The organism is Lactobacillus sp. A27 (assembly GCF_016742815.1).
Lineage (GTDB): Bacteria > Bacillota > Bacilli > Lactobacillales > Lactobacillaceae > Lactobacillus > Lactobacillus gallinarum.
The window spans coordinates 18,710-44,072 of the sequence record NZ_JAEHNT010000008.1; the positions used below are offsets into that span (position 1 = coordinate 18,710).

Genomic DNA, 25,363 nt, shown 5'->3' on the forward strand with positions numbered 1-25,363 from the left:
TCTGAATTAAACTAATTCAAGAATAACCATTGGAGCAGCATCACCTTTACGAGGAACAGCTAACTTCAAAATTCTGGTGTAACCACCATTGCGATCCTTGTAACGAGGTGCTACATCGCTGAAAAGCTTTTGCAATGCTGACTTAACAACAACTGCATCTTTTTCTTCATGAACATCTGCAACTTCGTTACGTACGAATGCTGCAGCCTTTCTTCTTGAAGCTAAATCGCCGCGCTTACCTAAAGTGATCATCTTTTCGGCAGTCTTACGAACTTCTTTAGCACGAGTTTCAGTAGTAACAATACGTTCGTTCATGATTAATTGAGTAGTCATTTCTCTTAGCATTGCTTTTCTGTGAGCACTATCGCGACCTAATTTACGGTATGCCATGGGTTTGCCTCCTTTATTTACCTACTTTAGTCTTCTTGACGAAGTGAAAGACCTAAGTCGGTTAATTTATTCTTAACTTCTTCCAATGATTTACGTCCCAAGTTACGTACACGCATCATATCTGATTCTGTCTTATCAGTTAACTCTTGAAGAGTGTTAATGCCGGCACGTTTCAGGCAGTTATATGAACGAACAGAAAGATCAAGCTCTTCAATTGTCATTTCGAGTTTCTTTTCTTTCTTATCGTCTTCCTTTTCCACCATTACTTCGCTGAATTTAGTATCTGCATCAGCTGATTCAAATACCTTGAAATGTTCAACTAAAATCTTAGCAGCAAAACTAAGGGCGTCATTAGGCTTGATTGAACCGTCAGTCCAAATCTCAAAAGTGAGCTTGTCAAAATCGTCTCTCTTACCAACACGAGTTGATTCAACTTGGTAGTTAACCTTTTTAATTGGTGAGAATAGAGAATCAACAGGAATTACTCCAATTGGCATGTCATCACTCTTATTGTCACTTGCAGCAACATAACCTCTACCATTTTGCACGGCAATTTCCATGTGCAAGTGTCCACCTTCAGCAATGGTACAAATGTATTGATCCGGATTTAAGACTTGAACGTCTGCATCAACTTTAAGATCATCAGCAGTTACTGTGGCAGGACCTTCAACGTCTAATTCAATAACCTTTCTCTCATCTGAAAGAGACTTTAATTCAAGTTTCTTCAAATTAAGAATAATCTTGGTTACATCTTCTCTGACGCCAGGAACTGTTGAGAACTCGTGTAAAACGCCATCAATTTGCACATAAACAAGTCCAGTACCTGGAATAGAAGTAAGTAAGACTCTTCTTAGAGAGTTACCTAAAGTAGTACCAAAGCCTCGCTCAAGTGGTTCAACAACAAACTTACCGTAAGAATCTTCTTGTTCAACAACGGTAATATTTGGTTTTTCAAATTCAATCATTACTGGGCCCCTTTCAAAACGTAACGTCCTATATCAAGGACAATATTAAACACGACGACGTTTTGGTGGTCTGGAACCATTGTGGGGAACTGGCGTAACGTCACGAATTGCAGTAATTTCAAGACCAGTTGCTTGAAGTGATCTAATAGCAGATTCACGACCAGCACCAGGACCTTTTACAGAAACTTCTACATGTTTCATACCTTGGTCCATTGCACTCTTAGCTGCTGCTTCTGCTGCCATTTGAGCTGCAAATGGAGTAGACTTACGACTACCCTTAAAGCCCAATGCACCAGCTGAAGACCAAGCAACTGCATTACCTTGAACGTCAGTAATCATGACTAAAGTATTATTAAACGTTGAGTGAATGTGTGCCACACCGCTTTCAACATGCTTCTTCACACGACGCTTACGTGCTGTTTTCTTTGCAGGCATCAATAAACCTCCTTATAAATAAAATTAACGGTTTCTCTTAGTACCCTTACGAGTACGAGCATTATTCTTGGTATTTTGACCACGAACTGGAAGTCCACGGCGGTGACGAATACCACGATAAGAACCAATATCAACTAAACGCTTAATGTTCATGCTTACTTCACGGCGTAAGTCACCTTCAACACGATACTTATCAACTTCAGTACGAAGCTTTTCTTGATCTTCTGGAGTTAAATCCTTTGAACGAACGTCTTCAGAAACACCAGCATCAGCACAAATCTTCTTAGCAGTTGCATCACCAATACCATAAATGTATGTTAAAGCAACAACAATTCTTTTATCTCTTGGTAAGTCAACACCAGCAATACGAGCCATAAACTACACCTCCTCTTTTTCTACACTATTAACCTTGACGTTGCTTGTGCTTTGGATTTGCTGAGCAAATAACCATTACACGGCCATGTCTCTTAATAACTTTACAATGTTCGCACATTGGTTTAACAGATGGTCTAACCTTCATGTTTCCCTCCGTTATATTACTTTATAAACCGATACGTAATTCTACCTTTAGTTAAATCATATGGAGATAATTCTACTGTTACACGGTCTCCAGGCAAAATGCGAATATAGTGCATTCTGATTTTACCTGAAACATGTGCTAAAATAGTAGCCCCATTTTCTAATTCAACTTTAAACATAGCATTAGGTAAGGTATCTACTACCTTACCCTCTACTTCAATGACATCATCTTTTGCCAAAGTTGTTCCTCCGCAATTAAACAGTCATACTTTGAAATTATAACACGGATAAAAAATTATACAAATTTATTCTATTGATTATTACTCAATACCGCATCAATATCTTCAAAGACTTTTTCTGGAGTTTGTTCACCATTAATTACAGTAAGCAAACCTTTCTTTTGATAAAAGTCTTTCAAAGGTGCATTCATCTTTTCATTAACTTCAAGACGATTCTTAACAACTTCTGGCTTATCATCTTCACGTTGATAAAATTCATGACCACCACAACGATCACAAGTACCTTCAACTTTAGGTTGCTTTGAAAGTTTATTATAAGTGGCACCACAATTTTTACACATGTATCTAGCTGATAAACGCTTAATCAAAGTATCTTCATCAACTTCAAGCGCAATAACATTTGTTAATGGTTTCTTTAAGCGTTTAGTAATACCATCAAGAAGTTCTGCTTGTACAGTAGTTCTTGGGAAACCGTCTAAGATGAAACCTTCTTTAATATCAGGTTGGCTTAAACGTTCTTCAACCAACTTAGCAGTAACTTCATCTGGTACCAAGTTACCTTTATCAATGTAACTTTTAGCTTCAAGACCAACCTTAGTCTTATTGGCCATTGCTTCCCTAAACATATCTCCAGTTGAAATATGAGTTAAGTGATATTTATCGACGATTCTCTCTGATGCTGTACCTTTACCAGCACCCGGTAAACCTAAAAGAATTAAGTTAATCATTTATCCGTTCCTATCTGATGAATCCAACATATTCTCTCTTCATTAACAATCCGTTAATTTGACGAGATAACTCAAGAACAACCCCAATAACAATTAAAAGACTTGTTCCTCCTAAACCAATGGAACTTGGGAGATTCCAAAAGTTAGTAGCTAATTGAGGCAATAATGCAACTAAGCCTAAAAATACTGAACCTACAGTTGATAATTTAATCAACATTTTTGAAATATAATTCTGGGTATCTTTACCTGGCCAAACGCTAGGAATATAAGCACCTTGTTTTTGTAAGTTTTCTGCTAGCTTCTCAGGGTTAACCTGTACAAAAGCGTAGAAGAATGTAAATAGAATAATTAAAAAGGTGTAGATAATAACTCCAGGTGTAGTTTGTAAACTAAAGATCTGGTTCATTACTTTAAACCATTGCTGATCACCTTGGGTTCTTTGAAAGGCCATTAAAATTGTTGCCGGTGTAACAATAAAAGAACTGGCAAAAATAACTGGAATAACTCCAGATACATTAACCTTTAATGGTAGAAAACTTTCAGAACCACTAATCGTCGCTCTTCTTGTGTATTGAATAGGAATACGACGATCAGCTTGTTCAACCCATGTAACCAATTGGGTTACAATAAGGATTGCAACTATAACCGCGATGAAGAACAAAATACCTTGCCAACGATCACTGGCACTATTATTAATAATTCCTTCTTTATAGATTTGCCATAATCCACTAGGTAATCTTGCAATAATACCAGCAAAGATAATTACTGATACACCATTTCCAAGTCCCTTATCTGTGATTTCATCACCTAACCATGTTAATAACATAGTTCCGGCGGTCATGATAATAGCAATTTCTATATAAGTTTGTGGAGTTTGATTCTTTACCAACCCCATTTCAGTCAAGGCGTTAAAACCTAATGTAATACCAATACTTTGAACAAAAGCAACAACTAATGTCAAATATCTAGTTACTTGATTAGTCTTACGACGCCCAACTTCACCTTGTTTCCCCCATTCTACTAATGTAGGTACGATATCCATTTGTAATAATTGAATTACAATTTGGGCCGTAATATAGGGAGAAACACCTAAGGAAAATATTGAATAGTTATCTAGTCCACCACCAGATACAGTATCTAGCATTGGAACTAATCCAGTTTGAGCAACCTGCGTGATCGCCTTTGCATTAACACCAGGAACAGCAATATTAGCACCAATCCGGTATATTAAAAGAATAAAGAGTGTAAAATAAATTTTATTTCTAATTTCTTTATCTTTAAAGGCGTTCTTCAAGGTCGAAAACATTAGATCACCTCAACAGTTCCGCCAGCGGCTTCAACTGCCTTCTTAGCAGCTGCGGAAACTTTGTTAACCTTTACAGTTAATTTAACTTTCAATTCACCGTTGCCAAGTAACTTAACGCCTGATAATTCTTTCTTTACCAAACCGTTTTCCTTAAGAGTTTCAACAGTTACTTCACTACCGTCATTGAACTTATTTAAGTCATCTAAGTTTACAATTGCATATTCTTTACGGTTAATATTCTTAAAACCACGCTTTGGCATAGTTCTGAATAATGGCATTTGACCACCTTCAAAACCTAAACGTGTATGACCGCCTTGACGAGCTAATTGACCCTTTTGACCACGGCCAGAAGTTTTACCGTAACCACTTGAAGTACCACGACCAACACGTTTTCTATTGCGACGTGAGCCTTCAGCAGAATGTAATTCATGAAGCTTCATTAATTTGGCACCTCCTTGATATCTTATTTATTAATCTCTTCAACAGAGATTAAGTGAGCAATTTTCAATAATGCACCGCGAGTAGCAGCGTTGTCTGGAAGAACAACAGTACTATTTACTCTACCTAAGCCAAGAGCTTTAACAATCTTTCTTTGTTCAGGTAGACGGTGAGCAGCACTTCTAATTAAAGTAATCTTTAAATCAGTCATCTATGATCTCCCTAATCTAAGCTCTTTCAGGTTGACGAAGTTTATTTACTTCTTCGCTAGTTCTAAGCTTCTTCAAACCATCGATAGTTGCACGAACAACGTTGATTGGAGTATTAGAACCAAGTGACTTTGAAGTTACGTCTGAAATACCAGCCATATCCATAACGATACGTACGGCACCACCAGCAGCAACACCGGAACCAGCTTCAGCAGGCTTCAATAAAATGTTACCTGAACCGTAGTGACCAATAACTTCATGAGGAATAGTAGTACCAACTTTAGGTACGTTAATCATCTTCTTCTTACCGTCTTCTACAGCCTTACGGATTGCTTCTGGGACTTCTTGAGCTTTACCAGTACCAAAACCTACACGGCCTTTCTTGTCGCCAACAACAACAAGAGCAGCAAATCTCATACGGCGACCACCTTTAACAACCTTAGTGATACGGTTGACAGCGACTAATTGATCTTCGATATCGTCTTTGTTTCTGCGATTATTACGAGAATCATTACGGTTTGCCATGTGTTAATTCTCCTTTCCTAGAAATCTAATCCGTTTTCACGAGCAGCATCAGCTAATGCTTGAATACGGCCGTGGTATAAGTAACCACTTCTATCAAATACAACTGTAGAAATGTTCTTAGCCTTTGCAGCTTCAGCAATAGCCTTACCTACAGCAGCAGCTTGTTCTACCTTAGTTGCATCTTCTGATACGTTTTCATCCAAAGTTGAGGCGCTTGCAAGCGTAACACCCGCTACGTCATCAATTAATTGAGCGTAGATGTTTTTATTTGAACGAAAAATGCTTAAGCGTGGGCGCTCAGCAGTACCAGAAATCTTACCACGAATACGTTTATGACGCTTTAAGCGTAACTTGTTTTTATCTGGTTTAGAAATCACAATTTCACCTCAAAATAACTACTTATTACTTACCTGTCTTACCTTCCTTACGACGTACGTATTCATCAACATAACGAATACCCTTACCCTTGTAAGGTTCTGGTGGACGTACGGCGCGGATTTCAGCTGCAAATTGACCTACATCTTGCTTTGAAACACCTTCAACTTCTACATCAGTTGCTGAAGTTGCCTTAACAGAAACACCTTCTGGTGCGGTCAATACAACTGGGTGTGAGTAACCAACGTTTAAAGTAATCTTGTTGCCTTGTGCTTGTGCACGGTAACCAACACCGATTAACTTTAAAGTCTTCTTATAACCGTTAACTACACCTTCGATCATTGAAGCTAAGTTAGCTCTTTCAGTACCGTGAATTGCTTTATCATTTTCACTTGAACGTGAAAAGTTAATTTCACCGTCTTTTTGTTCAAAAGTGATCTTTGGATCGAAGTATCTAGTTAATTCACCCTTAGGGCCCTTAACAGTAATGTTGTCGCCTTCCTTGGTAACAGTGACACTGTCAGGGACTTCAATAGTCTTTAAACCGATTCGGCTCATTAATTGTTCTCCTTTCTGTCAGTATTACCAAACGTAGGCAATTACTTCGCCGCCAACGTTCTTTTGTCTTGCTTCTTTGTCAGTAATAACACCAGCAGAAGTAGAAACGATGGCAATGCCTAAACCATTAAGAACTTTAGGTAAGTCTTCAGCACTTACGTAGTTTCTAAGACCTGGCTTAGAAATACGCTTTAAGCCTGAAATAACGCGTTCTCCATTTGGACCATATTTCAAGAATACCTTGATAACGCCTTGCTTGTTATCATCAGCAACTTCGTAATCACGGATGAAACCTTCACGTTTCAAAATTTCTGAAATAGACTTTTTAATATTTGATGCAGGAATTTCAACTGAATCGTGCTTTGCCATGTTGGCATTTCTGATTCTAGTCAAGTAATCTGCGATTGGATCTGTCATGACCATTTAAGCTATCCTCCTAACCGTATACTACCAACTAGCCTTTTTAAGACCAGGGATTTGACCCTTGTGTGCTAATTCCTTTAAGCAAATACGGCATAAACCGAATTTACGGTATACGGAATGTGGACGACCACATCTCTCGCAACGTGTATATTCGCGTGAAGAGAACTTAGCAGGACGACGATTTCTGATTTTTTGTGATGTTTTAGCCATTAATGTCCTCCACTATCTTGCAAACGGCATACCAAATTGAGTCAAAAGTTCACGAGCTTCTTCATCAGTGTTGGCAGTAGTTACGATAACAATGTCTAAACCTCTAGTACGGTTAACCTTATCAAAATCGATTTCTGGGAAAATCAATTGTTCCTTAACACCTAAAGTGTAGTTACCACGACCATCAAATGAACGAGTTGATACACCACGGAAGTCACGAACACGTGGAAGAGAAACATTGATTAACTTGTATAAGAAGTCGTACATTCTGTCGCCTCTAAGGGTTACCTTAGCACCGATAGACATACCTTCACGTAAACGGAAGTTAGCGATTGACTTCTTTGCCTTAGTAATTAATGGCTTTTGACCAGAAATTAAAGTTAATTCTTCAACAGCTTCGTCCAAGTTCTTGGCGTTAGAAACAGCGTCACCGACACCCATGTTCAAAACGATCTTGTCGATCTTTGGAATTTGCATTGATGACTTGTAATCAAACTTTTCTGCCAATGCAGGAGCTACTTTTTCTTTGTATTCTTCAGCTAAATAACTTGCCATTTGTGTCCTCCCTTCTACTTATCTTCTTTTTTACTAATAACTTTAACGTTTGATGCGTGAATTGAACCTTCTGATTCAACTACACCACCATTAGCGTTGGTTTGAGAAGGCTTTTGGTGCTTCTTAATCTTGTTAACACCCTTAACAACTACACGGTTCTTCTTAACATTAACAGAAAGAACAGTACCTTCTTTACCTTTATCTTTTCCGGCAATAACTTTTACCTTGTCACCAGTTTTAACGAACATCAGTGCACCTCACTATCAATTATAAGACTTCAGGAGCAAGAGAGACGATCTTCATAAAGTCGTACTCACGTAACTCACGTGCAACTGGCCCAAAGATACGAGTACCACGTGGGCTCTTATCTGCGTTAATAATTACTCCAGCATTTTCGTCGAATTTGATGTATGAACCATCTTCACGACGTGCACCTGACTTTGTTCTGACAATTACAGCTTTTACAACGTCGCCCTTTTTGACAACGCCACCTGGTGTTGCTTGCTTAACAGTACATACAACGATGTCACCAATGTTACCGGTCTTACGCTTTGATCCACCTAAGACTCTAATAACTAAAAGTTCTCTGGCACCAGAGTTATCAGCAACCTTTAAACGAGATTCGTTTTGAATCACTGTAGAATCCTCCCCTCACTAAATCCGCAAATTAAACAGATTTCTTAACAATCTTTACTAAACGGAAGCGCTTCTTACGAGATAATGGACGGGTTTCCATGATACGTACAGTATCGCCAACTTTAGCTTCGTTATTTTCGTCTTGTGCGTAGTATTTCTTAGAATATCTAATACGCTTGTTGTAAACTGGGTGGTTCTTGTAAGTATCAACAACGACTACGATAGTCTTGTCCATCTTATCAGAAACTACACGACCTTGGTATACGTGACGACGATTTCTTTCGTTTGTTTCGCTCAAGTTAATAGCTCCCTTCCATTAATTGTTTTCTAATGCTTTTTCGCTCAGAACAGTCTTGATTCTGGCGATATTCTTGCGGACTTTACTCAAGCGAGCGGTATTTTCTAATTGACCCGTTGCTTGTTGGAAACGCAAATTAAAGAGTTCTTCTTTATATTGCTTTTCTTTTTCTAACATTTGATCAGTGGTTAATGCTCTGATATCTTTAGCCTTCATTAGATTCGCCACCTACTTCCGAACTTCTAGTTACAAACTTAGTCTTAATTGGTAACTTAGTTGAAGCAAGTCTCAAAGCTTCACGAGCAGTTGCTTCATCAACACCACCAATTTCAAACATAATCTTTTCTCTCTTAACTACAGCTACCCAACCTGCAGGTGCACCTTTACCAGAACCCATACGTACACCTACACCTTTAGCAGTGTATGACTTTTGAGGGAAAATTCTAATCCAAACTTTACCGCCACGCTTCATGTAACGTGTCATAGCAACACGGGCTGCTTCGATTTGACGGTTAGTAATCCAATGTGATTCGAGGGCTTCAAGACCATATTCACCAAAGGCAATATATTTACCACCTTTAGCAGCACCACGCATCTTACCACGGAATTCACGACGGTGTTTTACTCGTTTTGGTACTAAAGGCATTATCTATTTCCTCCCTTCGCTGGCTTTGAAGCTGGCTTGTTCTTACGAGTAGGTAAGATTTCGCCACGGTTGATCCAAGCTCGAACACCAATTTCACCATAAGTAGTGAAAGCATTTACCCAAGCATAATCAATATCAGCTCTCAAAGTTTGTAATGGAACACGACCTTCTGTGTGCCATTCTCTTCTTGCCATGTCGGCACCGTTCAAACGACCAGAAGTTTGAACCTTGATACCCTTGGCACCAGCACGCATAGCTCTTTGAGTAGCTTGACGCATAGCACGTCTAAAAGCAATACGAGCTTCAAGTTGACGAGCAATACTATCTGCTACCAATTCAGCATCAAGATCTGGTTTCTTAATTTCAACAATATTAATGTGAACTTGCTTACCAGTTAAAGCATTTAATTGTTTTCTTAAAGCTTCAACTTCAGAACCACCTTTACCAATTACCATACCAGGCTTTGCGGTGTGGATTGAAATGTTAATTCTGTTAGCTGCACGTTCAATTTCAACAGTAGATACTGAAGCATCCTTCAATTTCTTTGAAATAAACTTTCTGATTCGAAGGTCTTCATTTAAAGTTTCTTTGTATCCTTTGTCAGCATACCATTTTGATTCCCAATCACGGATGACACCGAGACGAAAACCGTTTGGGTTAATCTTTTGACCCATTAATATACCTCCCTTAATCGTTCTTTTCTGAAACTACTACAACTACGTGACTGGTTCTCTTGTTAATTGGGGAAGCCATACCCTTAGCACGGGGACGGAATCTCTTTAAAGTAGCACCTTCGTTTACATATGCTTCTGATACGTAAAGATTTGCACTTTCAAGATCGTAGTTGTGTTCTGCGTTAGCAATTGCTGAACGTAAAACTTTTTCAACGATTGGGGAAGCAGCTCTAGGCGTAAATTCTAAGATTGCTAATGCTTCGGCAACGCTCTTACCACGAATTAAGTCAACGACCAAACGAGCTTTTCTTGGAGCGATGCGAACAGTTCTTGCTTCTGCCTTAGCTGAACTAATTTGTTCTGCCATTTAGATGTTTCTCCTTCCTCTATTGTGCTGTGGTTTTATCTTCAGTGGATTTGTGTCCATGGAAAGTTCTTGTTGGAACAAATTCACCTAACTTATGACCAACCATGTCTTCAGTAATGTATACTGGAACATGTTTTCTACCATCGTAAACAGCTATAGTCAAACCAACAAAGGAAGGGAAAATAGTTGAACGACGTGACCAAGTCTTAATAACTTGCTTCTTATCTGCATCTGCTTGTGCATCAACCTTCTTTAATAATGATGCATCAGCAAAAGGACCTTTTTTAATACTACGGCTCATTAATTAACCCTCCTTCTATTACTTGCTACCTTTACGGTGACGAATGATTAACTTCTCGCTAGCCTTCTTGGTGTCTCTAGTCTTGATACCGCGAGCCTTCTTACCCCATGGAGTCATAGGTTGTGGACGACCAACTGGAGCCTTACCTTCACCACCACCATGTGGGTGATCGTTAGGGTTCATTACGGAACCACGTGATTGTGGGCGCTTGCCTAACCAACGCTTACGACCAGCTTTACCTAATTGAATTAATGAATGTTGTTCATTACCTACAACACCAATAGTTGCACGGCATGATGACAAGATCTTACGAACTTCACCACTTTGTAATCTTACTAAAGTGTAATCACCATCAACACCCAAAACTTGAGCAGAAGTACCAGCACTTCTTACAAGTTGGCCACCCTTACCTGGCTTCAATTCAATGTTGTGGATTGAAGTACCAGATGGGATATTCTTTAATGCTAATGCGTTACCTGGCTTAATGTCAACTGAATCGCCTGATTCAACGATATCGCCAACCTTTAATCCCCTAGGTGCTAAGATATAAGCTTTAATACCATCAGTGTAGTGAAGTAATGCGATGTTAGCAGTTCTGTTTGGATCGTATTCGATAGCCTTTACAACTGCCTTTGCATTATCCTTATTACGCTTAAAGTCGATGATACGGTATTTTTGTTTGTGACCACCACCACGGTGTCTTACAGTGATGTGACCATATGAGTTACGACCTGCAGTATGTGATTGTGATTCAAGTAAAGTCTTTTCAGGCTTTGTCTTGGTAATCTCAGCAAAGTCGGAAGAAGTCATATGACGACGACCATTAGTGGTTGGCTTGTAAATCTTAATAGCCAATTGACTGACCTCCTATTACTTGTTGTCTTCTTTATTTTCGTCTTGGAAAATCTTGATGTCGTTTGAATCGTTAGTTAAAGTGACGATTGCCTTTCTACGACGAGCAGTCTTACCAGTGTAACGACCTACTCGCTTGTCTTTACCGCGAACATTCATAATGTTAACGCTCTTTACCTTAACATCGAAGATTTCTTCAACAGCATTGCGAACTTGTGTCTTGGTTGCAGTTAAAAGCACGTCGAATGTGTACTTCTTATCATCCATTAAGTTCGTGGACTTTTCAGTAATGACAGGTCTTAAAATGATATCGCGTGCGTCCATTAAGCCAAAACCTCCTCGATCTTCTTAACAGCATCTTGAGTCAAGATTAACTTATCATAGTTAACTGCATCTTCAACGTTCAAACCGTTAACTGGAACAGCCTTAACCTTAGCTAAGTTTCTTGCGGAAAGTTGTACATTGTTATCATCTGAAACAATTAAAACCTTACCATCAACATTTAAGCTGTTTAACATTGATACTAAATCTTTAGTCTTAGGTGCTGACATAGTCAACTTATCTAAAACGATCAAATCCTTATCAATCATCTTTTGGGAAAGAACTGACTTAATAGCCAAACGACGTTGCTTTCTTGGCATCGTGTATGCGTATGAACGAGGTGTTGGGCCAAATACTGTACCACCACCACGCCATTGTGGAGATCTGATAGAACCTTGACGAGCACGACCAGTACCCTTTTGTCTCCAAGGCTTCTTACCACCACCGCGAACGGCAGATCTGTTCTTAACCTTTGAGGTACCTTGACGCTTACCGGCTCTTTGTCTAATGATTGCTTCAAAAACGACACTTTCATTAGGCTCAATACCAAAAACTTTATCGTTTAAAGTAACTTCACCAGAATCTTTACCGTTTTGATCCATAACTTTTAAATTAGCCATTCTAGTCCTCCTTCCTATTTATCAGCCTTAACAGCTTTAGAAGCAGTCTTAACAACGATTAATGAGTTCTTAGCACCTGGAACATTGCCCTTGATCATCAATACGTTCTTGTCTGCTACAACTTTTTCAATTACTAAGTTTTCAATGGTAACTTTCTTCATACCCATGTGACCTGGCAAACGCTTGCCCTTTGGTACACGGTTAATGATGGAACCCATTGAACCAGGAATTCTGTGGTATCTTGAACCGTGGGTTTCTGGTCCTCTTGATTGGCCCCAACGCTTGATGTTACCTTGGTATCCATGACCTCTTGAAGTACCAGTAACGTTTACAACGTCACCTTCCTTGAATGTATCCACAGTAACTTCTGAGCCGACTTCATAGTCCTTAAGCTCAACACCGCGGATTTCCCGAATGAAGCGCTTAGGTGAAGTCTTTGCCTTATCAGCATGACCTTTTTCTGGTTTGTTGCTCAAAACTTCACGCTTGTCTTGGTAACCTAATTGAACAGCTTCGTAACCGTCTGATTCAACAGTCTTAACTTGCATAACAACGTTAGGAGTTGCTTCTACAACTGTTACAGGAACAAGGACACCATCTTTAGTAAAGATTTGAGTCATACCAACTTTTCTTCCTAAGATTCCTTTGGTCATGTTTACACCTCTTTCTATTTAAATTACAACTTAATTTCGATGTCTACGCCGCTTGGAAGATCAAGCTTCATTAATGAATCAACAGTCTTAGGTGTTGGATTCAAAATATCGATTAAACGCTTGTGAGTGCGCATTTCGAATTGTTCACGTGAGTCCTTGTTCTTGTGTGGTGAACGAAGAACAGTGAATAAAGTTCTTTCTGTTGGAAGAGGAACTGGACCTGAAATTTCAGCACCAGTTCTCTTTGCAGTAGCTACGATCTTAGCAGCTGATTCATCGAGAATACCGTGTTCGTATGACTTAAGTCTAATACGAATTGTTTGACTTGCCATTAAATTACCTCCTTAACGTCTTCTTTAAAAGATGACTCGCTCGGCAAAAATTCCCCGCACGCCACTGTGGCAATGCAGCCTGGCGTGCCGCAACCTTTTGCGTCAACGCTTTACAACAATTTTAATTACTCAAGGCACAATCGTCCCTTAAGCACAAAGACTATTGTACTTTGTCTTTCCTTAAATATCAAGGCTTAAGGGCATTTTTTCTAAAAAAGATTTACAAAAAAAGAGTTATTGAAAATTCTCAATAACTCTTTTTTATATGTAATTGTTTTCAATTAAGCTAAAAGCATAAAGCTTTTCACTATTAAAAATTATTCAGCTTCGCCGCCGCGCTTTTTAATAATGTCAGCTTGAATTGACTTAGGTGTTGGTGAGTAGTGATCAAATACCATAGTAAATGTACCACGACCTTGAGTTGATGAACGCAAAGTAGTTGCGTAACCAAACATTTCTGAAAGTGGAACAAATGAGTTGATGATCTTAGCACCTGCTCTGTCTTCCATACCTTCCATAGTACCACGACGAGCAGTGATTGAACCCATAACATCACCTAAGTATTCTTCTGGAGTGGTTACTTGAACCTTCATAATTGGTTCCAAGATAACAGCGCCAGCCTTTGAAGCAGCGTTCTTCAAAGCAAGTGAAGCAGCAACCTTGAAGGCAGCTTCTGATGAGTCGACTTCGTGGTAACTACCATCGTAAAGCTTAGCCTTAACATCGATCAATGGGTAACCTGCAAGAACACCATTCTTCATAGCTTCTTGTAAACCTTGGTCAACTGAAGGAATGAATTCACGAGGAACGACACCACCAACAATGGCATCTTCAAATTCGTAACCCTTACCTTCTTCGTTAGGAGTAAAGTCAATCCAAACGTCACCGTATTGACCCTTACCACCTGATTGACGAACGAACTTACCTTGTGCCTTAGCTTCCTTAGTGAAGGTTTCACGGTAAGCAACTTGTGGTTCACCGATCTTAGCATCAACGTTAAATTCACGTCTCATACGTTCAACCATGATATCAAGGTGAAGTTCACCCATACCTGAGATCAAAGTTTGACCAGTTTCTGGGTTAGTTTCAGCACGGAAAGTTGGGTCTTCTTCAGTAAGCTTTTGCAAAGCAACGTCCATCTTATCACGGTCAGCCTTTGACTTAGGTTCAACTGATACTTGGATAACTGGATCTGGAACTTTCAAGCTTTCCAAAATAAGTGGGTGATCTGGGTCAGTTAATGAGTCACCAGTAGTGGTGTTCTTCAAACCGATGGCACCAGCGATATCACCTGAGAATACTTCTGGAATTTCAGTTCTTGAGTTGGCGTGCATTTGAAGCAAACGACCTACACGTTCACGACTGTTCTTTGAAGCGTTCAAAACATATGAACCTGATTCAAGAGAACCAGTGTAAACACGGATGAAAGTTAAACGACCTACGAATGGGTCAGTAGCAATCTTAAATGCAAGAGCTGCAAATGGCTTCTTGTCGTCAGCCATAAGTTCAACTTCGTCACCAGTCTTAGGATCGTGAGCAACATAAGGCTTAACATCAAGTGGTGATGGCAAGTAGTCAATAACACCGTCAAGCATCATTTGAACACCCTTGTTCTTGAAGGCTGAGCCAGCGTAAACTGGGAAGAACTTCAAGTCCAAAGTAGCTTTACGGATAGCTGCCTTTAATTCATCGTTAGAAATTTCTTCACCGCCAAGGAATTTTTCCATGATGCCGTCATCAACATCGGCTACGGCTTCAATTAAGTCGTTACGACGTGCTTCAGCTTCTTCCTTGTATTCGTCAGGAACTGGAACAGTATCCCACTTAGAACCAAGCTTGTCTTCGTCGTAGATGTCGGCAACCATGTTGATTAAGTCGATAACACCTTCAAAAGTGTCAGCTGAACCAATTGGCATTTGAACAGCATGTGCATTAGCGTTTAAACGTTCGTGCAATGACTTAACTGACTTATCGAAGTCAGCACCAATCTTATCCATCTTGTTAACAAAAACAATACGAGGAACACCGTAAGTTTCAGCTTGACGCCATACGTTTTCAGTTTGTGGTTCAACACCAGCTTGGGCATCAAGAACAGTTACGGCACCATCAAGAACACGGAGTGAACGTTCAACTTCGATAGTGAAGTCAACGTGTCCTGGGGTATCAATGATGTTAATTCTGTAGTCCTTCCATTGTGCAGTAGTGGCTGCAGAAGTAATGGTGATACCACGTTCCTTTTCTTCATCCATCCAGTCCATTTGTGAATCACCTTCGTGAGTTTCACCAATTTTGTGGATCTTACCAGTGTAGTAAAGGATACGTTCAGTAGTAGTAGTCTTACCCGCATCGATGTGGGCCATAATACCAATGTTACGTGTCTTTGCTAATGGAAATTCACGCTTGTTAGCCATAAATTATTCTCTCCTTAAAATAAAACGAACGAATTAGAAGCGGTAGTGTGCAAATGCACGGTTAGCTTCAGCCATACGGTGAACGTCTTCACGCTTCTTAACTGCTGAACCAGTGTTGTTTGAAGCATCGATGATTTCGTTAGCTAAACGTTCATCCATAGTGTGTTCGTTACGTAAACGAGCGTATGAAACAAGCCATCTTAAACCTAAAGTAGTTCTTCTTTCAGGACGTACTTCAACTGGGATTTGGTAGTTTGAACCACCGATACGGCGAGCTCTAACTTCCAAAACTGGCATAACGTTGTTCATAGCTTCTTCAAATACATCAAGTGGTTCCTTACCAGTCTTGTCTTGAACAATGTTGAAAGCATCGTAAAGGATTGAAGATGCCTTAGCTCTCTTACCATCAATCATCAAGTGGTTAATTAACTTGGTAACAAGCTTTGAGTTGTAAACTGGATCTGCTAAAACGTCTCTTTTAGTTACGTGACCTTTTCTAGGCATTATTTAACTCCTCCTTTAATCTTTCTTAGTACCGTACTTAGAACGGCCTTGCTTTCTGCCATCAACACCAGCAGTATCGAGGGCACCACGAATGATGTGGTAACGAACACCAGGAAGGTCCTTTACACGACCACCACGAATTAAAACGACTGAGTGTTCTTGCAAGTTGTGGCCTTCACCTGGAATGTAAGCAGTAACTTCGATTAAGTTTGAAAGACGTACACGAGCGTACTTACGTAAAGCTGAGTTAGGCTTCTTTGGAGTCATAGTACCCACACGAGTTGCAACACCACGCATTTGTGGAGCTGGGTTGAATACTGATTCCTTCTTCATACTGTTGTAGCTGTAATTCAAAGCAGGTGACTTTGACTTAGTAACCTTTGAATGACGGCCTTTTCTTACCAATTGATTAATGGTTGGCATTAAAATTTCCTCCTAAAATTACTATTTTGTTCACACATCCGGGAGTTTCTTTTTATACTCACGAACAGACTGTTCAAAACATACAAACACTATTGTACTCGGTTTTTAATAGAAATCAAACTTTTTCAAAATAAAAAAAGAAAAACAATGATTTTTTGCGTATTAAATAGTGAGGTGATTTTTTGAATTTAATTTATACTTTTACTAATTTTGCAATTGGAACTTGTATTGCATCCCACATGGCAGTAGTTTTTGATCGATGGGAGAACAGAAATTTCATTTTTTCTCGCTCTTATTGCAAAAATTGTCACTTTGAATTATCTTTGCTGGACGAGATTCCTCTTATTTCTTACTTATTATTGAAAGGACGTTGTCATTATTGTAAACAATCTATTCCAAGTCAATTATTTCTGTTTGAATTAGTTGGAGGATTTGCCTTTTCTTTGATTGACTTCAGCTCTATTAGTGGCATCACATCTTCTGTGTTTCTTTCCTCTCTTCTTTTGACGGCTATCGCTGATTTTTATGAAAAAGAATTTGATCTTTTCTTTCTTTTTCCTGCAATAACTATCGCTATCTTAGAAAATAAGTTCTCTGCTTTTACGACCTTAGATTTTATTTCTCTTATATTAATTATTTCAATTTTCAGTTGGAGTATTTTTAAGCATAAAATGGGGCTAGGCGACCTATTAATTTATCTCACTATTGCCAGTTACTTAACTCCTTCTATTGCTAACATAATATTTTTATTTGCTTGCTTCTCACTTTTATTATTTTTCGTAATTGAACATAAAGATTCCAACTATCATTATCCTTTCATACCATTTATTTTCTTAGGTTTAGTTCTAACACAATTTTTAAACTAAAAAAGCGTTCCTATTCTTTATGAATAGAAACGCTTTTTATAAGAACTAAATTTTACTTACTTTGTTCTTTTTCTTTCATTTGCTTTTCAATATCAGCAATTGAGTAAACTGAATCTGGCTTCTTAACGTCAGCTTCAGGTTCCATGCTGCGGTATACAGGCATACCAGTACCAGCTGGAATAATCTTACCGATAATAACGTTTTCCTTAAGTCCAAGAAGTGGATCATTCTTACCTCTGATTGAAGCATCAGTAAGAACACGAGTAGTTTCCTGGAATGAAGCAGCTGACAAGAAACTATTAGTTTCCAAAGCAGCCTTAGTAATACCCAGGATAACGCTTTGTGCAGTTGCTGGAATACCACCAGAAATAATAACTTCCTTGTTACGGTCTCTAAATTGACCGATATCCATAACTTCACCTGGCAAGATGTCAGTTTCACCTGGATCAAGGACACGTACCTTTTGAAGCATTTGACGAGTCAATACTTCGACGTGCTTGTCGGCAATGTCTACACCCTGCATTCTATATGCCTTTTGAACTTCAGCCAAGATGTACTTTTCAGTAGTTAAAGTATCAGTAACTTGGATCAATTCTTTAGGATCAACAGAACCGAGAGTCAACTTATCACCACGGTGAACATAATCGCCTTCAGATACAGCAACAGAAGCAGTGTAAGGAACACTGTAACTTCTAGTATCAATCTTACCTTTAACAGTAATTTCACGAGTATGTTCTGCTGGATTTTCTTGAATTGAATCAATTACACCATCTACTTCAGAAATGGTTGCACGACCCTTAGGGTTACGTGCTTCGAACAATTCTTGCACACGAGGCAAACCTTGAGTAATATCTTCGGCACCGGCAACACCACCGTTGTGGAAAGTTCTCAAAGTAAGCTGAGTACCAGGTTCACCAATTGATTGAGCGGCAACAGTACCTACTGCTTCACCAACTTCAACTTCTTCACCAGTAGCAAGGTTCATACCGTAACACTTGCGACATACACCGTGTGGAGTATCACAGGTAAGAATTGAACGAATCTTAACATGGGTTACTCCTGCATCACAGATTTTATGAGCCATGTTTTCATCCATCATGACATCTCTGCCAACAATAGCTTCACCAGTCTTAGGATCCTTAACTGTTTCAGCAGTGAAACGACCAACCAAACGATCAAATAATGGTTCGATCATTTCGTCACCTTCCATGATGGCGCTAACTGTAATACCACGATCAGTACCACAATCATCATCACGAATAATAACGTCCTGAGCAACATCAACCAAACGACGAGTTAAGTAACCTGACTGAGCAGTCTTCAAGGCAGTATCCGTCATACCCTTACGAGCACCGTGAGTGGACATGAATAATTCCAATACTGACAAGCCTTCCTTGAAGTTTGAAGTAACAGGAATTTCGAACAAACCACCGTTAGGAGTAGCCATCAAACCACGCATACCAGCTAACTGAGTAAAGTTAGAAATGTTACCACGGGCACCTGAGTCGGCCATGATTGAAATTGGGTTACGTGGTGAGTGAATTTGAGCAATTTCGTTTTGGATTTCATCCTTACATGCATTCCAAATACTAATTACCCGGTCGTGACGTTCTTGTTCAGTAATTAAACCACGTCTGAATTGCTTAGAAACAATATCAACTTGCTTACGTGCCTTAGCTACCTTTTCATCCTTATCTTGAATTTCTGGAACGTCATTCATACCAATAGTAATACCTGAAGTAGTTGAACTAGTGTAACCTAACTTCTTCAAGTCATCCAAGTATTCTGAAGTTCTTTGAACCTTGTAGTACTTGTAGATAGTAGCAATAGAGTCTGACAAGAAACTACTCTTGAATGGTGTAGCAATTAAATCATCGCCAACTTCATCAATCTTGTCATGAATATCTTGACCCTCACCTAAGAAGTACTTAGCATCCAAAGGATTATTTAAGTTTTCTTCACTTGGTTCATTGATGTAGAAGTAATCATCTGGGAATAATTGGTTAAAGACAAGCTTACCGTATGTAGTAATGAAAATGCCATGTTCATGACCTTGTGGCCATGGCTTCTTAGGCATAGCATCAGCTGACATACCAATAATAGTATGGTAGTGAATATCACCATTTTCATAGGCTACAGTTGCTTCAGCTGGTGAACTAAAGATCATGCCTTCACCTTCACGACCACGTTCAGCTTGAGTCAACCAGTAGTTACCCAAAACGATATCCTGTGATGGAGTAACGATTGGCTTACCATCCTTAGGAGCCAAGATGTGGTGAGCAGCAAGCATAAGTAAACGAGATTCAGCAACAGCTTCATCAGAAAGTGGTACGTGGATGGCCATCTGGTCACCATCGAAGTCGGCATTGTAAGCTTCACAAGCTAATGGGTGAAGTCTGATTGACTTACCTGGTACCAAAACTGGTTCAAATGCTTGAATACTCAAACGGTGAAGAGTAGGTGCACGGTTCAAAAGAACTGGACGTTCCTTAATAACGTCTTCAAGTACATCCCAAATATCATCATCTTCACGATCAATCTTACGCTTAGCATTCTTAATGTTAGAAGCAATACCGCGCTTAACCAATTCGTGCATTACAAATGGCTTAAATAATTCCAAAGCCATTGGACGTGGAACACCACATTGATAGAACTTCAATTTTGGTGAAACATCGATAACTGAACGACCGGAGTAGTCAACACGCTTACCAAGCAAGTTTTGACGGAAACGACCTTGCTTACCCTTAAGCATGTGTGAAAGTGACTTAAGTGGACGGTTACCTGGTCCAACAACTGGACGACCACGACGACCGTTGTCAATCAAAGCATCAACAGCTTCTTGAAGCATACGCTTTTCGTTTTGAACGATGATGTTAGGAGCGTTCAAATCAAGCAATCTCTTCAAACGATTGTTACGGTTAATTACACGTCTATATAAATCGTTCAAATCTGAGGTAGCAAAACGGCCACCTTCAAGTTGAACCATTGGACGAAGATCTGGTGGAATAACTGGAACTGCATCCATAACCATCCATTCAGGCTTATTACCTGAATTCTTAAATGCGTCCAAAATATCCAAACGTCTAATTGCACGAGTACGTTTTTGACCAGTTGCGGTTTGAAGCTCTTTCTTCAAATCTTTAACTTCTTTATCAAGGTCAACTTTCTTGAGCAATTCGCGAATAGCTTCAGCACCCATCTTAGCTTCAAAACGGTTACCGTATTTAGCTTTTTGTTCACGGTATTCTGCTTCAGTTAATAATTGCTTAGGCTCAAGATCAGTATCACCTGGATCAATTACGATATATGCAGCAAAGTAGATAACTTCTTCAAGCAATCTTGGAGAAATATCCAATACTAAACCCATTCTTGAAGGGATACCTTTGAAGTACCAAATGTGGGTTACAGGGGCAGCTAATTCAATGTGTCCCATACGTTCTCTTCTTACTTTTGAAGAAGTAACTTCAACACCACAACGGTCACAAACGATGCCACGGTATCTAACACCCTTATATTTACCACAGGCACATGACCAATCTTTAGTTGGTCCAAAGATTCTTTCATCAAATAGACCATCTTTTTCAGGTTTTAAAGTACGGTAGTTGATGGTTTCAGGCTTCTTAACTTCACCATATGACCAGCTTCTGATCTTGTTAGGTGATGCAAGACCAATTTGCATACTTTCAAATTTATTTACGTCGATCAAAAGTTTAACCTCCTACTATTTAGAAACTTTGTCGTCAGATTCATCTGCAGGAGCTACTGGCTTATCTGCATCTTTCTTATCGTCTTTTTTATCTTCTGATTTTCCAGTTTCTTCGGCTAACTTCTTTTTTTCTTGTTCTTCTGCCATACGTGACAATGAATCAATGTTTAAATGTTCACTTGAATCTTCATCCATATCACGAAGTTCAATCTCATTATGATTCATATCAAGAACACGAATATCCAAACCTAATGATTGAAGTTCCTTAACAAGCACACGGAATGATTCTGGAACACCTGGCTTAGGAATTCTTTCGCCCTTAACAATTGCTTCATATGCCTTTACACGACCAACAACGTCATCTGACTTATAAGTCAAGATTTCTTGCAATGTGTAAGCTGCACCATAAGCTTCAAGGGCCCAAACTTCCATTTCACCGAAACGCTGACCACCAAACTGAGCTTTACCACCCAAAGGTTGTTGAGTAACCAATGAGTAAGGCCCAATTGAACGTGCGTGGATCTTGTCATCAACCATGTGAGTAAGTTTCAAGTAGTGCATGACACCAACTGAAACACGGTTGTGGAATGGTTCACCGGTACGACCATCGTAGATAACAGTCTTACCGTCTTTATCAACACCAGCTTGACGAACAGTGTCCCAAACATCACTTTCGTTAGCACCATCAAATACTGGAGTAGCTACGTGAATACCTAATTGACGTGCTGCAGCACCCAAGTGCAATTCAAGAAGCTGTCCAATGTTCATACGTGATGGAACACCCATTGGGTTCAAACAGATATCTACTGGAGTACCATCTGGTAAGTATGGCATATCTTCTTCTGGAACGACAGCAGCAACAGTACCCTTGTTACCGTGACGACCAGACATCTTGTCCCCAACTTGAATCTTTCTCTTTTGTGCAATGTAAACACGAACCATAGTATTAACACCTGGTGAAAGTTCATCGCCGGCTTCACGGGTGTAAACCTTAACGTCTTGAACGATACCGCCACCACCGTGTGGTACACGAAGTGAAGTATCACGAACTTCACGAGCTTTTTCACCAAAGATAGCGTGAAGTAATCTTTCTTCAGCAGATAATTCAGTTACGCCCTTAGGAGTTACCTTACCTACCAAAATATCACCATCGTGAACTTCAGCACCGACGCGGACAATACCATCAGCATCAAGGTCCTTCAAAGCATCTTCACCGATGTTAGGAAGTTCTCTTGTGATTTCTTCAGGACCAAGCTTAGTATCACGAGCTTCTGATTCGTAGTCTTCAATACTAATTGAAGTATAAACATCATCCTTAACCAAACGTTCTGAAAGCATGATGGCATCTTCATAGTTGTACATGTTCCAAGTCATGAAGGCAATAAGTGGGTTTTGACCTAAAGCAAGTTCACCATGATCCATAGTTGGACCGTTAGCAATAACATCACTAGCATCAACATGATCACCCAACTTAACATTAGGAGTTTGGTTGTATGACTTAGAGTTGTTTGAACGACGATACTTTTCAAGAGTGTACTTGTCTAAAGTACCATCTTCACGTCTAATACGGATTTCGTTTGCATCTACGTATTCAACAGTACCAGCATCCTTAGCTACTAAGGCAGCACCTGAATCGTGAGCTGCACGATATTCCATACCAGTACCAACAAGTGAGCCATGTGGGTTGATCAAAGGAGCAGCCTGACGTTGCTGGTTGGCACCCATCAAAGCACGGTTAGAGTCATCGTTTTCAAGGAATGGGATACATGCTGAAGCTACAGAAACAACTTGTTTAGGAATAACGTCCATGTAGTCAATCTTGTCTGGAGTAACTTCGACGTTATCTTCCTTTTGACGAGCTAAGATTAAATCACTCTTAAATGAACCATCATCATTCAAAGGAGTGTTAGCACCAGCAATGATGTAGTTATCTTCTTCATCAGCAGTCAAGTAGTCGATCTTGTCAGTAACCTTGTGGGTCTTCCAAGATACACGACGGTATGGAGTTTCGATGAAACCATACTTGTTAATGATTGCGTATGAAGCAAGTGAGTTAATCAACCCAATGTTAGGACCTTCTGGAGTTTCGATAGGACACAAACGACCATAGTGAGTATAGTGAACGTCACGAACTTCATATCCAGCACGGTCACGAGTCAAACCACCAGGCCCTAAGGCTGACATACGACGCTTGTGAGTCAATTCACCCAATGGGTTGTGTTGATCCATGAACTGTGAAAGTTGTGATGAACCGAAGAATTCCTTGATACTTGCAACAATTGGACGAATATTGATCAATTGTTGTGGAGTAACAGTTGAAGGATCTTGGATTGACATTCTTTCACGAACAACACGTTCCATTCTTGCCAAACCGATTCTGAATTGGTTTTGAAGAAGTTCACCAACACGACGAATACGACGGTTACCCAAGTGGTCAATATCATCAGTTGTACCGATCTTGTCTTGCAATGCGAAGAAGTAGTTGATTGAAGCCAAAACATCTGCTGGAGTTAAATGCTTAACATCTGCAGCAATGTGACCATTTGACATTAACTTGACTTCACGTTCAGGATCTACCTTTGAGTAAACCTTAATTTCTTGAACTGTAATAGGATCTGGTAATACGCCTTCCTTTGAAGGTTGGTAAGTTACCATCTTGAAGTCATCACGATCAAGGTATGGAGCTAACTTGTCCATTACTTCGTGAGTAACAACAGTATCCTTCTTAGCAATGATTTCACCAGTATCTGGATCAGCCAAAGTTTCAGCTAAAGTTTGACCATACAAACGATTCTTAAGAGAAAGCTTCTTGTTGATCTTGTAACGACCAACTGGTGCTAAATCATAACGACGTGGATCGAAGAAACGAGCATACAAAAGTGAACGTGATGAATCAGTTGTCTTAGGTTCACCTGGACGTAATCTTTCGTAAATATCCTTTAAAGCTTCGGCTACACGAGAATCTGCTGGATTCTTGTGAACATCTTTGTCCAAAGTAAATTGCAAAGTATCGCTTTGACCAAACATATCGATGATGTCACTGTCTGAGCCAATACCCATAGCTCTAATTAAAACAGTAAGTGGCAACTTACGAGTACGGTCTACACGAACGAATGAAACATTCTTAGCGTCAGTTTCATATTCAAGCCAAGCACCACGGTTAGGAATAACAGTAGTACCAAAGATTTGACGACCATTCTTGTCGTAATCACCAGTGTAGTACACACCTGGAGATCTTACTAATTGAGAAACAATAACTCTTTCGGCACCATTGACGATAAATGAACCTGATTCAGTCATTAATGGTAAATCGCCAAAGAATACATCTTGAGTCTTAATTTCACCAGTTTCTTGGTTAGTAAGCTTCAAAGTTACGTGCATTGGTGCAGCATAAGTTGCATCATGATCACGAGCTTCATCAACTGTATACTTAGGCTTTTGAAGCTTGTAGCCAACATATTCTAATGAAAGCTTACCTGAGAAGTCACTAATAGGCATGATGTCATCAAAGACTTCTTTAATGCCTTTATCAAGAAACCACTTATATGATTCGGTTTGAACATCAGTTAAGTTAGGGAGCTTCAATACTTCTTTAATGCGAGAGAAGCTACGTCTAGTTCGATGCTTACCGTAGTTCACTACGTGTCCATTTAACAAGGAAAAACATCCTTTCTGTCTAAGAAAGCAAATATTACATTTCTGTTACAAATTCAAAAAACTGCAATTTTAGGCATAAAAAAGACAAAAACGAAGCTTTTTCGTTTTTGTCCTTATCATTTTGCTGGACAATAGATCAGCAAAATCCTGAATCTCAGTCTTTTTAAATCAGCAAAAATTATATGTCTTTTTCTACTTTTTGTCAAGGTCTAATGCCTGAT

General features: G+C 39.4%; 35 protein-coding genes. 1 reads left to right on the forward strand and 34 read right to left on the reverse strand.

All coding sequences use genetic code 11. The annotated features are described in order from the left end of the window. Nucleotides 1-6: 6 nt before the first annotated feature. The 32 genes from rplQ to rpsL all read right to left on the reverse strand — a co-directional run bounded on the left by rplQ (nt 7) and on the right by rpsL (nt 16,913). Nucleotides 7-390 (reverse strand): 50S ribosomal protein L17, encoded by a 384-nt coding sequence (gene rplQ / locus JEM49_RS01255; RefSeq protein ID WP_003625821.1) that lies wholly within the window; start codon nt 388-390, stop codon nt 7-9. Between the two features lie 26 nt (nt 391-416). After that, complete coding sequence (locus JEM49_RS01260; RefSeq protein WP_025005254.1) at nt 417-1,355, reverse strand: DNA-directed RNA polymerase subunit alpha; 939 nt, start codon at nt 1,353-1,355, stop codon at nt 417-419. A 45-nt stretch (nt 1,356-1,400) separates the two neighbouring features. After that, complete coding sequence (gene rpsK, locus JEM49_RS01265; protein ID WP_003625817.1) at nt 1,401-1,790, reverse strand: 30S ribosomal protein S11; 390 nt, start codon at nt 1,788-1,790, stop codon at nt 1,401-1,403. A gap of 24 nt (nt 1,791-1,814) precedes the next feature. Next, nucleotides 1,815-2,165 (reverse strand): 30S ribosomal protein S13, encoded by a 351-nt coding sequence (rpsM, locus tag JEM49_RS01270; RefSeq protein ID WP_003625815.1) that lies wholly within the window; start codon nt 2,163-2,165, stop codon nt 1,815-1,817. Nucleotides 2,166-2,193: 28 nt separating this feature from the next. After that, on the reverse strand, nt 2,194-2,310 hold the full coding sequence (rpmJ, locus tag JEM49_RS01275; protein WP_005721621.1) for a 50S ribosomal protein L36: 117 nt from the start codon (nt 2,308-2,310) through the stop codon (nt 2,194-2,196). Nucleotides 2,311-2,326: 16 nt separating this feature from the next. Next, entirely contained in the window at nt 2,327-2,548 is a 222-nt protein-coding gene (gene infA / locus JEM49_RS01280) for a translation initiation factor IF-1 (protein ID WP_002878178.1), read from the reverse strand. A 71-nt stretch (nt 2,549-2,619) separates the two neighbouring features. Next, nucleotides 2,620-3,276 carry an adenylate kinase gene (locus tag JEM49_RS01285; protein ID WP_025005255.1) on the reverse strand — a complete coding sequence of 219 codons (657 nt, stop codon included), beginning with the start codon at nt 3,274-3,276 and terminating at the stop codon, nt 2,620-2,622. 10 nt (nt 3,277-3,286) lie between these two features. Beyond that, nucleotides 3,287-4,582, reverse strand: coding sequence for a preprotein translocase subunit SecY (secY, locus tag JEM49_RS01290; RefSeq protein WP_025005256.1), 1,296 nt, complete (start codon nt 4,580-4,582; stop codon nt 3,287-3,289). Further along, on the reverse strand, nt 4,582-5,022 hold the full coding sequence (gene rplO / locus JEM49_RS01295) for a 50S ribosomal protein L15 (RefSeq protein WP_003625809.1): 441 nt from the start codon (nt 5,020-5,022) through the stop codon (nt 4,582-4,584). The genes secY and rplO overlap by 1 nt, the downstream gene beginning before the upstream one ends. 23 nt (nt 5,023-5,045) lie before the next feature. Next, nucleotides 5,046-5,231 (reverse strand): 50S ribosomal protein L30, encoded by a 186-nt coding sequence (gene rpmD / locus JEM49_RS01300; RefSeq protein ID WP_025005257.1) that lies wholly within the window; start codon nt 5,229-5,231, stop codon nt 5,046-5,048. A gap of 16 nt (nt 5,232-5,247) precedes the next feature. Continuing rightward, a complete protein-coding gene (rpsE, locus tag JEM49_RS01305; protein ID WP_003625807.1) occupies nt 5,248-5,754 on the reverse strand; it encodes a 30S ribosomal protein S5 in 507 nt (168 codons plus the stop codon). Nucleotides 5,755-5,771: 17 nt separating this feature from the next. Then, on the reverse strand, nt 5,772-6,131 hold the full coding sequence (rplR, locus tag JEM49_RS01310) for a 50S ribosomal protein L18 (protein ID WP_007126808.1): 360 nt from the start codon (nt 6,129-6,131) through the stop codon (nt 5,772-5,774). 25 nt (nt 6,132-6,156) lie between these two features. Further along, complete coding sequence (gene rplF, locus JEM49_RS01315; protein WP_025005258.1) at nt 6,157-6,687, reverse strand: 50S ribosomal protein L6; 531 nt, start codon at nt 6,685-6,687, stop codon at nt 6,157-6,159. A gap of 24 nt (nt 6,688-6,711) precedes the next feature. Next, a complete protein-coding gene (rpsH, locus tag JEM49_RS01320; protein WP_003625802.1) occupies nt 6,712-7,110 on the reverse strand; it encodes a 30S ribosomal protein S8 in 399 nt (132 codons plus the stop codon). A 24-nt stretch (nt 7,111-7,134) separates the two neighbouring features. After that, a complete protein-coding gene (locus tag JEM49_RS01325; RefSeq protein ID WP_003549037.1) occupies nt 7,135-7,320 on the reverse strand; it encodes a type Z 30S ribosomal protein S14 in 186 nt (61 codons plus the stop codon). Between the two features lie 12 nt (nt 7,321-7,332). After that, nucleotides 7,333-7,875 carry a 50S ribosomal protein L5 gene (gene rplE, locus JEM49_RS01330; RefSeq protein WP_087175958.1) on the reverse strand — a complete coding sequence of 181 codons (543 nt, stop codon included), beginning with the start codon at nt 7,873-7,875 and terminating at the stop codon, nt 7,333-7,335. Nucleotides 7,876-7,889: 14 nt separating this feature from the next. Continuing rightward, nucleotides 7,890-8,123: a 50S ribosomal protein L24 gene (gene rplX / locus JEM49_RS01335; RefSeq protein WP_003549035.1), complete on the reverse strand. Its 234-nt coding sequence runs from the start codon at nt 8,121-8,123 to the stop codon at nt 7,890-7,892. Between the two features lie 19 nt (nt 8,124-8,142). Continuing rightward, nucleotides 8,143-8,511, reverse strand: coding sequence for a 50S ribosomal protein L14 (rplN, locus tag JEM49_RS01340; protein ID WP_012211380.1), 369 nt, complete (start codon nt 8,509-8,511; stop codon nt 8,143-8,145). Between the two features lie 31 nt (nt 8,512-8,542). Continuing rightward, nucleotides 8,543-8,809, reverse strand: a complete 267-nt coding sequence (gene rpsQ, locus JEM49_RS01345; protein WP_005721626.1) for a 30S ribosomal protein S17 — start codon at nt 8,807-8,809, stop codon at nt 8,543-8,545. 18 nt (nt 8,810-8,827) lie between these two features. Next, a complete protein-coding gene (gene rpmC, locus JEM49_RS01350; protein WP_025005260.1) occupies nt 8,828-9,025 on the reverse strand; it encodes a 50S ribosomal protein L29 in 198 nt (65 codons plus the stop codon). After that, a complete protein-coding gene (rplP, locus tag JEM49_RS01355) occupies nt 9,015-9,455 on the reverse strand; it encodes a 50S ribosomal protein L16 (protein WP_003625792.1) in 441 nt (146 codons plus the stop codon). Before rplP ends, rpmC begins: the two co-directional genes overlap by 11 nt. Further along, nucleotides 9,455-10,129, reverse strand: a complete 675-nt coding sequence (gene rpsC / locus JEM49_RS01360) for a 30S ribosomal protein S3 (protein WP_191335790.1) — start codon at nt 10,127-10,129, stop codon at nt 9,455-9,457. The genes rplP and rpsC overlap by 1 nt, the downstream gene beginning before the upstream one ends. Before the next feature lie 13 nt (nt 10,130-10,142). Continuing rightward, on the reverse strand, nt 10,143-10,496 hold the full coding sequence (rplV, locus tag JEM49_RS01365) for a 50S ribosomal protein L22 (RefSeq protein WP_003625788.1): 354 nt from the start codon (nt 10,494-10,496) through the stop codon (nt 10,143-10,145). Nucleotides 10,497-10,515: 19 nt separating this feature from the next. Beyond that, on the reverse strand, nt 10,516-10,797 hold the full coding sequence (rpsS, locus tag JEM49_RS01370) for a 30S ribosomal protein S19 (protein WP_025005262.1): 282 nt from the start codon (nt 10,795-10,797) through the stop codon (nt 10,516-10,518). A gap of 18 nt (nt 10,798-10,815) precedes the next feature. Next, entirely contained in the window at nt 10,816-11,652 is an 837-nt protein-coding gene (gene rplB, locus JEM49_RS01375; protein ID WP_025005263.1) for a 50S ribosomal protein L2, read from the reverse strand. 15 nt (nt 11,653-11,667) lie between these two features. Next, complete coding sequence (gene rplW, locus JEM49_RS01380; RefSeq protein ID WP_025005264.1) at nt 11,668-11,973, reverse strand: 50S ribosomal protein L23; 306 nt, start codon at nt 11,971-11,973, stop codon at nt 11,668-11,670. Next, the gene (gene rplD / locus JEM49_RS01385) at nt 11,973-12,590 is read right to left on the reverse strand and encodes a 50S ribosomal protein L4 (RefSeq protein ID WP_025005265.1); all 618 of its coding nucleotides are present in this window, start codon (nt 12,588-12,590) and stop codon (nt 11,973-11,975) included. Before rplD ends, rplW begins: the two co-directional genes overlap by 1 nt. A 14-nt stretch (nt 12,591-12,604) precedes the next feature. Beyond that, nucleotides 12,605-13,243 carry a 50S ribosomal protein L3 gene (gene rplC / locus JEM49_RS01390; protein WP_003625776.1) on the reverse strand — a complete coding sequence of 213 codons (639 nt, stop codon included), beginning with the start codon at nt 13,241-13,243 and terminating at the stop codon, nt 12,605-12,607. A 23-nt stretch (nt 13,244-13,266) separates the two neighbouring features. Then, nucleotides 13,267-13,575: a 30S ribosomal protein S10 gene (rpsJ, locus tag JEM49_RS01395; RefSeq protein ID WP_003549023.1), complete on the reverse strand. Its 309-nt coding sequence runs from the start codon at nt 13,573-13,575 to the stop codon at nt 13,267-13,269. Nucleotides 13,576-13,892: 317 nt separating this feature from the next. Next, the gene (gene fusA, locus JEM49_RS01400) at nt 13,893-15,986 is read right to left on the reverse strand and encodes an elongation factor G (RefSeq protein ID WP_201873301.1); all 2,094 of its coding nucleotides are present in this window, start codon (nt 15,984-15,986) and stop codon (nt 13,893-13,895) included. A gap of 33 nt (nt 15,987-16,019) precedes the next feature. After that, complete coding sequence (rpsG, locus tag JEM49_RS01405; RefSeq protein ID WP_003549021.1) at nt 16,020-16,490, reverse strand: 30S ribosomal protein S7; 471 nt, start codon at nt 16,488-16,490, stop codon at nt 16,020-16,022. A 15-nt stretch (nt 16,491-16,505) separates the two neighbouring features. Then, nucleotides 16,506-16,913 carry a 30S ribosomal protein S12 gene (gene rpsL / locus JEM49_RS01410; protein WP_025014719.1) on the reverse strand — a complete coding sequence of 136 codons (408 nt, stop codon included), beginning with the start codon at nt 16,911-16,913 and terminating at the stop codon, nt 16,506-16,508. 182 nt (nt 16,914-17,095) lie between these two features. Between rpsL and JEM49_RS01415 the strand changes: the two genes are divergently transcribed. Next, nucleotides 17,096-17,779 carry a prepilin peptidase gene (locus JEM49_RS01415; RefSeq protein WP_201873302.1) on the forward strand — a complete coding sequence of 228 codons (684 nt, stop codon included), beginning with the start codon at nt 17,096-17,098 and terminating at the stop codon, nt 17,777-17,779. Nucleotides 17,780-17,831: 52 nt separating this feature from the next. Here the strand turns inward: JEM49_RS01415 and rpoC are convergent, their stop codons facing one another. Together rpoC and rpoB are read right to left on the reverse strand one after the other, a co-directional pair. Further along, a complete protein-coding gene (rpoC, locus tag JEM49_RS01420; protein ID WP_025005269.1) occupies nt 17,832-21,485 on the reverse strand; it encodes a DNA-directed RNA polymerase subunit beta' in 3,654 nt (1,217 codons plus the stop codon). Nucleotides 21,486-21,500: 15 nt separating this feature from the next. After that, a complete protein-coding gene (gene rpoB, locus JEM49_RS01425; RefSeq protein ID WP_025005270.1) occupies nt 21,501-25,142 on the reverse strand; it encodes a DNA-directed RNA polymerase subunit beta in 3,642 nt (1,213 codons plus the stop codon). Nucleotides 25,143-25,363: the final 221 nt, after the last annotated feature.